The organism is Yinghuangia sp. YIM S10712 (assembly GCF_051388935.1).
GTDB lineage: Bacteria > Actinomycetota > Actinomycetes > Streptomycetales > Streptomycetaceae > Yinghuangia.
The window spans coordinates 349,554-360,939 of record NZ_JBPKBI010000003.1; the positions used below are offsets into that span (position 1 = coordinate 349,554).

Consider the following 11,386-nt stretch of genomic DNA (forward strand, 5'->3'; position numbering starts at 1 on the left):
AGTCGGAAACAGAGGTCAGACGGTCACGAGGGCGATGCCCGTCAGGTCGGAGACCGCGCGCAGGTCCTCGACCAAGTGGCCGGTGGCCAGGGCCCAGTGGTGGTGGATTCCGGTGGCGCTCCATGCGTCGGTCCACTCGCCGGGGTCGCGGCCGAAGTCGACGCGGGAGGTGGTGTTGCCGATCGCGAGGAGCGGGCCGTCGACCACGGTGCCTTCGGACGCGACGAGTTCGTAGCGGCCGTCGTAGGTCTGGGAGAGGCCGACCAGAGTGACCGGGCCGTGTTTGACGTCGAATTCGACCGACACGCCCCAACCGCGCTTGCCGTGGTAGACGCCGAGGCCGCGCAGCAGGGGACGGCGTTCGCTGATCGCCAGGTGGCCGGGGCCGTCGTGGCCCATCTCGACCACGCCGGCGCGGAAGTCCAAGGCCTGGAGTTCGGTGAACGAGCCGCCTGCGCCGAGGCGGTCGGCGATGAGCATCGCGAGCGACGTACGCAGCTCGTACTCACCGCAGGTCGGAATGCCGCGCGCAGTCAGCAGTGACGCGCCGAGGATCATGCCCGCGCCGAGGCGTTCGTGAAGCTCGCCGTCGAGCCCTCGGTGGTAGTAGGCGAGCGTGTCGAGGTCGAAGTCGGTGACGAGGTGGTCGAGGCCGACGGAGACGCGGGCCGCCCATTCCAGGTCATCGGCGACAACGGACGCGTCGAGTTCGAACGTCTCGCGGGTCTCGGCGAGTTTGGCGGCGACCTGGTCATCGGTGACGTCGGCGACGCGGACGCGCAGGTCGTCGAATTCGACGATCTCGACGTGGCCTCCGCAGTGTGCGGCGACCATGGTCGGGTCGGTGGAGACGTCGTACATGCCCGGGTAGAGGTGGCCCATCAGGCCGTGGCGGCCGTTGCGCAGCACGGAGCGCACGCCCGCGGCGCGGATCCAGCGCCCGATGCGCCGCCAGGCGTTCTCGTCCTCAAGGTGCCCGGACACCGACCGGAAGTCGACGCCGACGCGGCGGAACGCGTTGGCCATCTCCGGAAGCGGGCAGGCCCCGCAGTAGGCCAGCCACGCACCCGTGTCGAAGGTCGCGTGGTCCATGGACTCGGTCGGCTGGAGGTTGATCAGCAGGACCGGCGCGCCGGACCGCTGCGCGATCGGTACCAACATCGTCGCGGTCATGTAGGTGGTGAGGAAGCCGACGATCAGATCGCAGCCTTCACGCCGCAACCGCTCCGCTGCCGCCGCTCCCTCCTGCGCGTCGGAGATGAACCCGACGTCGATCACGTCGGCGTCGAACGCGCCCATGCGTTCCGCGACGCGCGCGGCCGAGCGCCGCAACTGCGGCAGCAGTTCGGGGAACTGCGGCCAGTACGCGCCGAGTCCGCCCGCGACCAGGCCGATCTTCGGCCGGCGTGCCACCGCGGGAACGCGCGTGAAGGCGGCAGCGGTGTCCGTGGTGACGGCCATGGTGTCGCGGTCCTTTCGAAAGCTGTCGTACGGATGTCGCAGGGCTGGCGGGACGGACTCGTCGAGATGGCAAAATCCCGTGGTTGCGCGCGGGATTCTGCGATCTCAGCGGAGGGGCCCGCCCCGCCAGCGGTCACGGGGGCGGGTCAGCGCAGGAACGCCGCGGCGACTCCGGCGTCCACCGGGATGTGCAGCCCGGTGGTGTGCGAGAGGTCGCCTCCGGTGAGCGCGAAGACGGCGTTGGCGACGTGTTCGGGGAGCACTTCACGCTTCAGCAGCGTGCGCTGGGCGTAGAACTCGCCGAGCTTTTCCTCCTCAACGCCGTAGACCGCGGCGCGCTTGGCACCCCAGCCGCCGGCGAAGATTCCGGAGCCGCGCACCACGCCGTCGGGGTTGATGCCGTTGACGCGGACGCCGTGCTCGCCCAACTCGGCTGCCAGCAGGCGCACCTGGTGGGCCTGGTCGGCTTTGGTGGCGCTGTAGGCGATGTTGTTCGGCCCGGCGAACACCGCGTTTTTGGACGCGATGTAGATGATGTCGCCGCCGAGCTTCTGGTCGATCATCACCCGGGCCGCCTCGCGCGAGACGAGGAACGAGCCGCGTGCCATGACGTCGTGCTGGAGGTCCCAGTCACGCGCGGTGGTCTCCAGGAGCGGCTTCGAGACCGACAGGCCCGCGTTGTTGACGACCAGGTCGACCCCGCCGAACGCGAGCGCGGCGGACGCGAACGCGGCCTTGACCTGCTCCTCGTCGGTCACGTCGACGGTCACGGCGACCGCCTTGTCCGGTCCGCCGAGTTCGTCGGCGACGGTCGCGGCGGTCTCCGCGTTGAGGTCGGCGACGACCACACACGCGCCTTCGGCGACCAGGCGCGTCGCGATGGCCTTGCCGATGCCGGAGCCCGCCCCGGTCACCAGCGCGACGCGGGTGGCGAGCGGCTTCGGCTTGGGCATCCGCGCGAGCTTGGCCTCTTCGAGCGCCCAGTACTCGATGCGGAACTTCTCGGACTCCTCGATGGGGGCGTACGTCGAGATGGTCTCCGCGCCGCGCATCACGTTGATCGCGTTGACGTAGAACTCGCCGGCGACGCGCGCGGTCTGCTTGTCCTTGCCGTACGAGAACATCCCGATCCCGGGCACCAGCACGATCGCCGGGTCCGCACCGCGCATCGCGGGCGAGTCGGGAGTGGCGTGCCGCTGGTAGTACGCGGCGTACTCCTCGCGGTAGGCCTCGTGCAACTCGCGCAGTCGGGCGGTCACTTCGTCCAGCGGCGCATCGGGAGCGGTGTCGAGGACCAGCGGGCGCACCTTGGTGCGCAGGAAGTGGTCCGGGCAGGACGTGCCCAGCTCCGCGAGCCTGGGGTGTTCGGCGCGGGACACGAAGTCCAGGACCACGTCGCTGTCGGTGAAGTGCCCGACCTGCGGTCGGTCGGTCGACGCCAACCCGCGCAGCAGCGGGGCGAGTTCGGCGGCGCGGGCGCGGCGCTGCGCGTCGGGAAGCGGGGCGTACCCGGGCAGTCGGGCGCCGAAGGGGTGCCGGGCCTCGTCGAACCGCTCGGCGATGAACGCCTCGGCGGTGCGGATGATCTCCAGCGAATTGGCCTGGCATTCCTCGGAGGTGTCACCCCACGCGGTGATGCCGTGCCCGCCGAGGATGCAGCCGATCGCCTGCGGGTTCGCCTGCTTGATCGCCGAGATGTCCAGGCCCAGTTGGAAGCCGGGGCGGCGCCACGGCACCCACACCACGCGGTCGCCGAAGCACTCCGCGGTCAGCTTCTCGCCGTCCGCAGAGGTGGCCAGCGCGATGCCGGAGTCGGGGTGCAGGTGGTCGACGTGCGCGGCCTCGACCAGGCCGTGCATCGCTGTGTCGATCGAGGGTGCCGCGCCGCCCTTGCCATGGGCGCAGAAGTCGAACGCGGCGACCATCTCGTCTTCGCGCTCGACGCCCGGGTAGACGTCGACGAGCGCACGCAACCGGTCGAGGCGCAGCACCGCGAGCCCGGCCTCGGTCAGCGTGCCGAGGTCGCCGCCGGACCCCTTGACCCACATCAGGTCGACCTGCTGTCCGGTGACCGGGTCCTCGTCGGTGCCCTTCGCGGAGGTGTTGCCTCCCGCGTAGTTGGTGTTGCGCGGATCCGCTCCCAGAGTGTGCGAGCGGTTCAACAGGTCTTCCACCGCCGGGTGGGTCGGTGGCTTCATACGGGTGCCCCTTGGCGTGAGAAGGTGTGAACATCTTTGGCCGGAAAGGTAGTTCAGGTCAGGCGCCCCAGCCGGCCTGGGTGCCGCCGACGCGCTCGGCGCGGATGCGCTCGGCGTAGCCGGAGGCGGCGTACGCGGCCATCGGGTCGGGGGCGAGGCCCTGCTCCGCGCGCAGCTCGGCGAGCAGCGGGCGCACGTCGGTGTTGTAGGCGTCCATCAGCACGGCGTTCGCGCCGAGCACGTCGCCGGATCGCTGGGCGGCGGCCAGCGCGTCGGCGTCGACGAGCAGCGCCTTGGCGGTGGCTTCCTGGACGTTCATCACCGAGCGGATCTGGCCGGGGATCTTCGGCTCGATGTTGTGGCACTGGTCGAGCATGAACGCCACCTCGGCCGCGTCGTCCAGGCCGCCGCCGCGCACGACCTCGTGCATGATGCGGAAGAGCTGGAAGGGGTCGGCGGAGCCCACCATGAGGTCGTCGTCGGCGTAGAAGCGGGAGTTGAAGTCGAAGGCGCCGAGCTTCTGTTCGCGCAGCAGGAACGCGACGATGAACTCGATGTTGGTGCCGGGCGCGTGGTGGCCGGTGTCGACGACGACCTTGGCGCGCTCGCCGAGTTTGAGGCAGTGCGCGTACGCCGTGCCCCAGTCCGGCACATCGGTCGTGTAGAACGCCGGCTCGAAGAGCTTGTACTCCAGGATGATCCGCTGATCACCCGTCAGCCGCGCGTACACCTCGGCCAGCGCCTCGGCGAGCCGGTCCTGACGGTCCCGGATGCTGTCCTGTCCGGGGTAGTTCGTGCCGTCCGAGAACCACAGCTTGAGGTCGCGCGAACCGGTCGCGTCCATGATGTCGACGCATTCGAGCAGGTGGTCGGTTGCCTTGCGGCGCACGCGCGGGTCCGGGTTGGTGACCGACCCGAGCATGTAGTCGTCGTCCTGGAAGACGTTCGAGTTGATCGCGCCGATGGAGACGCCCAGTTGCTCGGCGTGCTTGGCGAGGGCCGCGTAGTCGTCGACCTTGTCCCACGGGATGTGCAGGGACACACTGGGCGCGACACCGGTGTACTTGTGCACCTGCGCGGCGTCCGAAAGTTTCTCGAACGGGTCGCGCGGGACGCCCTGTTGTGCGAACACCTTGAAGCGCGTACCGGAGTTCCCGTACGCCCACGACGGGGTCTCGATCCGCTGGGCCCGCAGCCGGGCCTTCACGTCCTTCTCGGTCATTCGCGTCAACACTCCTGCTGCGTATGGGGTTCTGCGTGGGTGGTGCGGGGGCCGGGCTCAGTCGAGGTGGAAGACCTCGTCGAGCGGGGCCATGGCCTCGTCGGGCCGCAGCCCGTCCAGCGGTTCGAAGAGGTCGCCCATCTCGGCCTGCCAGCGGGCGTTGACCTCGGTCGCGTCCATGGCTGCGCGGGCGGCGTCGAAGTCGTCGGTTTCGAGGTAGCCGACGAGCAGCCCGTCGGGGCGCAGGAAGAGCGAGTAGTTGTGCCACCCGGCGGCGGTGAGTGCCGCGCGCATGTCCGGCCAGACGGCGGCGTGCCGTGCCCGGTACTCCTCGATGCGTTCCCGACGGACCCGGAGAACGAAGCAGACGCGCTGCCTGCCGTTCGCCGTTGTGCTGCTCGTCATGGCTGCCTCCGTCCCGCGTTCGATCAGAAGTCGTACTGGTCGACGTTGTCCTTGTTGAACACGGTCGGCGGGCCGAGGATGATCTCGCCGTTCGCGCCGATCGTGTACTCGCCCAGGTCGCCGGCGGTGAACTTCTCACCTTCGGCACCGGTGATCTGGCCGGAGACCAGCGCCGCGGACGCGTGGACCGCGAGCTTGCCGAGCTTCTTCGGGTCCCACAGCGAGAACTGCTCGACGGTGCCGCTCTTCACGAACTGCCGCATCTGGTTCGGGGTGCCGAGGCCGTTGACGACGACCTTGCCCTTGTACTGCGAGCCGTCGATGTAGCGGGCCGCCGCCGAGATGCCGACGGTGGTCGGCGCGATGATCGCGCGCAGGTCCGGGTTGGCCTGGAGCAGGCCCTGCGTCTCCTGGAAGGACTTCTGGTCGTCGTCGTCGCCGTAGGCGACCTTGACGAGCTGCATGTCCTTGTACTCGGGCTTCGCGAGCTCCTGCTTCATGTAGTCGATCCAGGTGTTCTGGTTCGTGGCGTTCTGCGTCGCCGACAGGATCGCGATCTTGCCCTTGTAGCCGATCTGCTTGGCCACGTTCTGCACCAGGCTGCGGCCGACGTCCTCGGACTTCGCCTGGTTGATGAAGAGCTGGCGGCAGTCCTTGGCGGTGTCGGAGTCGTACGCGACGACCTTGATGCCCTTGGACATCGCCTGCTTGAGCGGACCACACACGGCGTTGGCGTCGTTCGCGGCGATCATGATCGCGTCCTGGTCCTGCTGGATCAGGGTGTTGATGTACGACACCTGCGACGAGGCGTTGGCGTCCGACGGACCGACGCGCTTGGCCTCGCTGCCTATCTCCTTGGCCGCCGCGACACCCGACTCACCGGTGATGGTCTCGTACGGGTTGTTGATCTGCTTGGGCAGGAACGCCAGTTTGAGGCCGGTCTTGAGCGGCGCGTTCGGGTCCGCGCTCGCGGTGCTGCCCGCGGCGGCGCCGGAGCCGGAGTCGTTGTCGTCCTTGCTGGTGCCCGAACAGCCGGCGACGGTCAGGCCGAGCACGGTCGCCGCGGCGACGGCCGCGGTGGTGCGGCGGCCGGTGATTCTGAGATTCATGGTCGTCCTTCGGGGGTTCTGCGTTTCCGGGGGGTGGGGGCGGGGTCGTGCGGGGCGGCTCAGGCGGGACTGCCCTGTGCCGTGGCCGGGCCGGATGATCGGCGGCGCCGCTGACCGATGGCGTGGATCGCCCTCGGGGTGAGCACCGACACGACCAGCAGCACGCCGGTGACGATCGACTGGACCTCGTTCGCCACGTCGTTGAGGGTGAGCAGATTGCGCAGCACGGCGATCAGCAACAGGCCGGAGACGACGCCGAGAAGCGTGCCCTTGCCGCCGTCGAAGTCGACGCCGCCGAGCAGCACCGCCGCGATGACGGTCATCTCGAAGCCCATGCCGTTGTCGGCGCGTGCGCTGCCGTAGCGCAGCGTGAACACCAGCCCGGCGAACGCCGCGACGACACCGGTCAGGGCGAACAGCGCGAGCTTGATGCGCTTGACGCGGATTCCGGCGAAGTACGCAGCCTCCTCCTGCGCGCCGATCGCGAACATCGCCCGGCCGAGGCCGGTGGCGTGCAGCACGACGGCGGTGATCGCCGCGAGGACCGCGAACAGCGCGATCGGGAACGGGATGAACCCGAACACCGTCTGCTGGGTGAGGTCGGCGTACTCCTGCGGGAACTCCGCGACCGCCTTGGTGCCCAGCACCACGGAGGCGAGTCCGCGGTAGAGCGTCATCGTGCCGATGGTGACCGCGAGAGACGGCAGGCCGACCTTGGTGACCAAGAGCCCGTTGACCAGGCCGCCGACGAGTCCGACGAGCAGGACGACCGGGATGATCATCTCGAACGTCCATCCGGCGTCCCACAGCGATCCCGCCAGCGCGCTGGACAGGCCCAGCATCGACGCGACCGACAGGTCGACCTCGCCGCACACCACGAGCAGCGTCATCGGCAGCGCGATGATGGCCACTTCGGCGATGTCGTTGAGTGCGAACGACAGGTTGCCGGTGGTCGCGAACGACGCGTTGTCGGCGCTGCCGAAGCCGAACACGGCGATCAGGATGATCGTGACCGCGAGGTCCCAGCGCAGGAAGCGCTGCCAGCCCGCGGACCGGGTGCCGGGCGCCTCGGCCCGTGCCTCCGGCTGTTTCGTCAGGGTGTCAGCCATGGCGGGCGTTCCTCCTCCGCAGTGCGCGGGTCACCCGCACCTGGACGATCCGGTCGATGCTGATGGCGGCCAGCAGGAGCGCGCCGTTGATGGCCTTCTGCCAGAAGGAGTCCACTTTGAGGACCACCAGCGCACTGGCGATCGTGGTCAGCAGCAGCGCGCCGAGCGCCGCGCCCCACACCGTCCCCACCCCGCCGGTGATCGCGACGCCGCCGACGACGACGGCGCTGACGACCTGGAGCTCCCACCCGGCCGCGGCGTCCGCGACGACGGTGCCGAACCTCGACAGCCACAGCGCGCCGGCGAGACCGGCGATCGCACCGGAGAAGACGTACGCGGCGAACACCCGCTGCCCGGACCGAACACCGGCGAGACGCGCGGCCTCGGGGTTGGAGCCGATCGCGTACAGCTCCCGGCCGGTGCGGTAGCTGCGCAGGTACCAGCCGGTCGCCACGAGCACGACGGCCGCGATCAGCGGAAGGTACGGGATGCCGAGCACGCTGCCGGTGCCCAGGTCGAGCACACCCTCGGGCAGCGTCGCGGCGTTGATCTGCTCGCCCTGCGCCCAGTAGTAGTCGATGCCCTGGATGATGTAGAGCGTCCCGAGCGTCACCACCAGCGACGGCACCTTGCCGAGACTGACCAGCAGGCCGTTCAGCACACCGCAGGCGACGCCCACGAGGACGCCGATCAGGATCACGGTGAACACGCCGTGGCTCGACCCCGACGCGAACTTGCCGCACGCGAACGCCGACAGGCCCACGACCGAGCCGACCGACAGGTCGATGTTGCGGGTGACGACGACGACCGACTGGCCGACGGCGAGCAGCACCAGGATGGAGGCGTTGAGGAAGAGGTCCTTGACGCCCTGCTCCGACAGGAAGCGCGTGTTGCTGAGTTGGGTGCCGACCACCAGGGCGACCAGCGCGACCAGCAGGGTCAGCTCGCGGGCGCGGAAGACCTTGTCGACGAGACCGCGCGACGCCGCGGCTTTCTCCGGTTCCGCCGCGGGCGGCGATATGAGCGTGGCCGTCATGCGGCGGCGTCCCTTCCGTTCGAACTCGCGGAGGCACCGGAACGGCCGGTCGCCGCCGCCATGACGGTCTCCTCGGTGGCGTCCGCCCGGGACAGCTCCGCGGTGATGCGGCCCTCGTGCATCACCAGCACCCGGTCGGCCATCCCGAGAACCTCGGGCAGGTCGGAGGAGATCATGAGGATGGCCAGGCCCTCCGCCGCGAGCCCGGAAAGCAGACGGTGCACCTCGGACTTCGTGCCGACGTCGATGCCGCGGGTCGGCTCGTCGACGATGAGCACCTTGGGACCGGTGGCCAGCCACTTGGCGAGGACGACCTTCTGCTGGTTGCCGCCGGACAGGACGCCGACGGCGTCCGAGAGCCGGGAGTACTTCAGTTGCAGGCGCAGCGCCCAGTCGCGGGCGGTGCCGTGCTCGGCGCGGCGGTCGATCAGGCCGGCCTTGCTCAGCGCCTGGAGCCGGGTCAGGCCCATGTTGTGCTCGATGGACAGATCCATCACCAGGCCCTGTTGGCGCCGATCCTCGGGAACGAGCGCGAGGCCGGCGGCCATCGCGGCGGTGGGCGAGGCGGCCTTGTACGCGCGGCCGTCCACCTCGACACCGCCCGCGTCGTACCGGTCGACGCCGAACACCGCACGGGCGACCTCGCTGCGGCCCGCGCCGACCAGGCCGGCGAGCGCGACGATCTCGCCGCGGCGCACCTCGAACGAGACGTCGCGGAAGACGCCCTCGCGGGTGAGGCGGTCGACGCGCAGCGCGGTCTTGCCGATCTCCGTGTCCTGCTTGGGGTAGAGCGAGTCGAGGTCACGACCGACCATGCGGCGGACCAGGTCGTCCTCGGTCAGCCCCTCCAGGAGCTCCGAGGCGATCCAGCGGCCGTCGCGCAGTGTCGTGACCCGCCGGCACAGCGCGAAAATCTCTTCGAGCCGGTGCGAGATGAACAGCACGGCCGCGCCCTGCTCCAGCAGGGTCCGCACGACCGTGAACAGCCGGGCGACCTCGCTGCCGGTCAGCGCCGCGGTCGGCTCGTCCATGATCAGCACGCGCGCTTCGAACGACAGCGCCTTGGCGATCTCGACGATCTGCTGGTCGGCGATCGACAGGCCGCGCGCAGGCTGCTCGGGGTCGAGCGCGACACCGAGGCGGCGGAACAGCTCGGCGGTGGTGCGGTGCATGGACTTGCGGTCGATCCGGCCGAGCGCGCCGCGCGGCTGGCGACCCATGAAGATGTTCTCCGCGACCGACAGGTCCGGGAACAGCGTCGGCTCCTGGTAGATCACCGCGACCCCGGCGTCCCGGGCGACGGCCGGGTTGCCGAACGTCACCGGCTCGCCGTCGAGCAGCACCTGACCGGCGTCGGGACGGTGTACGCCCGCCAACGTCTTGATCAACGTCGACTTGCCGGCACCGTTCTCGCCGGCCAGGGCGTGGGCCTCTCCCGCGAACAGTTCGAGCGAGACACCGTGCAGCGCCCGCACCGCGCCGAAGGACTTCTCGACGTCGCGCAGCGCCAGCACGGGCGTCGCCGGCGGGTCGCCCCCGGGAGTGGTCGGTACAGCGGTCATGAGGTTCAGCTCCTCGTCGCCCGTCAGGTCGCGTACATGTAATGAAACGTTTCATGCACGTTGCGAGGAAGTTAGGTCGGTGTGCCGCGTTGCGTCAAGAGCTGCTACGGCGGAAATTCCGGCGCATTGTCGTATTGTGACCTCGGGCCACGGTAACCCCTGGCCAAGAAGGGCCGTCTCCGGGCCTTCCCCGGCCACTCAGGGTGGGTGTCTACCCTCACAGAGGGTTGACACGTTTCAATTCGCATCATCACAGTTGGCGGCATGACGACCAGCATCAAGGAAGTGGCCCGGCACGCGGGCGTCTCGGTCGGCACGGTCTCGAACGTGCTGAACCGGCCGGACCGTGTCGCCGAGGCCACCCGCAACCGGGTGCTGGACGCGATAGAGCACCTCGGCTTCGTCCGCAACGACTCCGCGCGGTCGCTGCGCTCCGGGCGCACCAACGCGCTCGGTCTGATCGTGCTCGACGTCGCCAACCCGTTCTTCACCGACGTGGCGCGCGGGGTCGAGGACGTGTCCAGCCACACCGGCTCGGTCGTGATCCTGTGCAATTCGGACGACTCGGTGACGAAGCAGGAGACGTATCTGCAAGTGCTCCAAGAGCAGCGCGTACGCGGCGTGTTGGTCACGCCCGCGCACGAATCCACGCTGCCGATCGACGCGTTGCGCAGCCGCGGCATGGCCGTCGTGCTGCTCGACCGCAGCGGCGAACGCCCCGACCTGTGCTCGGTCGCCGTCGACGACGTGGCCGGCGGGCAGTTGGCGACCGACCACCTGATCGCCGCCGGACACGAGACGTTCGCGTTCGTCAGCGGCCCGCTGACGATCCGTCAGTGCGACGACCGCCGCAACGGCATGCGCCGGGCCCTGCGTGCGGCCGGATTGCGCCTCGGCTCCTCGACGCGCGACGTCCTGGTGCCGGCCATGAACGCCCGCTCCGGCGCCGAGGCCGCCCGGCGCCTGCTGGCGGGCGGTCGGGAAAACCTCCCTCGCGCGGTGCTGTGCGCGAACGACCTTCTGGCGATGGGATTCATGCGCGAGATGCTGCGGGCGGGCGTGCGCATCCCCGAAGACCTGGCGCTGGTCGGCTACGACGACATCGAATTCGCCGCAGCGTCCGCGATCCCGATCACCTCGATCCGCCAGCCCACGTACCAACTGGGCCAAACAGCCGCCGAGTTGCTGCTCGACGAGTGCGAGAACGCGGACACGCACGCGCACCAGCAGGTGACGTTCCAGCCGGAACTGGTCGTGCGCGAGTCGTCCGGCGGGGGGGGGGGG

Annotated in this window: 9 protein-coding genes; 1 reads left to right on the top strand and 8 read right to left on the bottom strand. The window is 69.7% G+C overall.

The features are described 5' to 3' along the window. Positions 1-15: 15 nt before the first annotated feature. The 8 genes from ACRX5W_RS11010 to ACRX5W_RS11045 all read right to left on the bottom strand — a co-directional run bounded on the left by ACRX5W_RS11010 (position 16) and on the right by ACRX5W_RS11045 (position 10,102). Positions 16-1,461, bottom strand: coding sequence for an arabinose isomerase (locus ACRX5W_RS11010; protein WP_436787840.1), 1,446 nt, complete (start codon positions 1,459-1,461; stop codon positions 16-18). A gap of 146 nt (positions 1,462-1,607) precedes the next feature. After that, positions 1,608-3,659 carry a bifunctional aldolase/short-chain dehydrogenase gene (locus ACRX5W_RS11015; protein ID WP_436787841.1) on the bottom strand — a complete coding sequence of 684 codons (2,052 nt, stop codon included), beginning with the start codon at positions 3,657-3,659 and terminating at the stop codon, positions 1,608-1,610. 58 nt (positions 3,660-3,717) lie between these two features. Next, positions 3,718-4,881: an L-rhamnose isomerase gene (gene rhaI / locus ACRX5W_RS11020; protein ID WP_436787842.1), complete on the bottom strand. Its 1,164-nt coding sequence runs from the start codon at positions 4,879-4,881 to the stop codon at positions 3,718-3,720. 57 nt (positions 4,882-4,938) lie between these two features. Further along, positions 4,939-5,286, bottom strand: a complete 348-nt coding sequence (locus ACRX5W_RS11025) for an L-rhamnose mutarotase (RefSeq protein WP_436787843.1) — start codon at positions 5,284-5,286, stop codon at positions 4,939-4,941. A gap of 23 nt (positions 5,287-5,309) precedes the next feature. Further along, complete coding sequence (gene rhaS, locus ACRX5W_RS11030; RefSeq protein ID WP_436787844.1) at positions 5,310-6,395, bottom strand: rhamnose ABC transporter substrate-binding protein; 1,086 nt, start codon at positions 6,393-6,395, stop codon at positions 5,310-5,312. Between the two features lie 59 nt (positions 6,396-6,454). Continuing rightward, positions 6,455-7,504: an ABC transporter permease gene (locus ACRX5W_RS11035; RefSeq protein ID WP_436787845.1), complete on the bottom strand. Its 1,050-nt coding sequence runs from the start codon at positions 7,502-7,504 to the stop codon at positions 6,455-6,457. Continuing rightward, the gene (locus ACRX5W_RS11040) at positions 7,497-8,540 is read right to left on the bottom strand and encodes an ABC transporter permease (RefSeq protein ID WP_436787846.1); all 1,044 of its coding nucleotides are present in this window, start codon (positions 8,538-8,540) and stop codon (positions 7,497-7,499) included. Before ACRX5W_RS11040 ends, ACRX5W_RS11035 begins: the two co-directional genes overlap by 8 nt. After that, positions 8,537-10,102, bottom strand: a complete 1,566-nt coding sequence (locus ACRX5W_RS11045; RefSeq protein WP_436787847.1) for a sugar ABC transporter ATP-binding protein — start codon at positions 10,100-10,102, stop codon at positions 8,537-8,539. Before ACRX5W_RS11045 ends, ACRX5W_RS11040 begins: the two co-directional genes overlap by 4 nt. Before the next feature lie 264 nt (positions 10,103-10,366). Between ACRX5W_RS11045 and ACRX5W_RS11050 the strand changes: the two genes are divergently transcribed. Further along, a partial coding sequence (locus tag ACRX5W_RS11050) for a LacI family DNA-binding transcriptional regulator (RefSeq protein WP_436787848.1) occupies positions 10,367-11,386 on the top strand: 1,020 nt, incomplete at its 3' end.

Coding starts and splice junctions, on each gene's coding strand:
- ACRX5W_RS11010 (WP_436787840.1), bottom strand. CDS start 1,461: ATGGCCGTCACCACGGACACCGCTGCCGCCTTCACGCGCGTTCCCGCG.
- ACRX5W_RS11015 (WP_436787841.1), bottom strand. CDS start 3,659: ATGAAGCCACCGACCCACCCGGCGGTGGAAGACCTGTTGAACCGCTCG.
- rhaI (WP_436787842.1), bottom strand. CDS start 4,881: ATGACCGAGAAGGACGTGAAGGCCCGGCTGCGGGCCCAGCGGATCGAG.
- ACRX5W_RS11025 (WP_436787843.1), bottom strand. CDS start 5,286: ATGACGAGCAGCACAACGGCGAACGGCAGGCAGCGCGTCTGCTTCGTT.
- rhaS (WP_436787844.1), bottom strand. CDS start 6,395: ATGAATCTCAGAATCACCGGCCGCCGCACCACCGCGGCCGTCGCCGCG.
- ACRX5W_RS11035 (WP_436787845.1), bottom strand. CDS start 7,504: ATGGCTGACACCCTGACGAAACAGCCGGAGGCACGGGCCGAGGCGCCC.
- ACRX5W_RS11040 (WP_436787846.1), bottom strand. CDS start 8,540: ATGACGGCCACGCTCATATCGCCGCCCGCGGCGGAACCGGAGAAAGCC.
- ACRX5W_RS11045 (WP_436787847.1), bottom strand. CDS start 10,102: ATGACCGCTGTACCGACCACTCCCGGGGGCGACCCGCCGGCGACGCCC.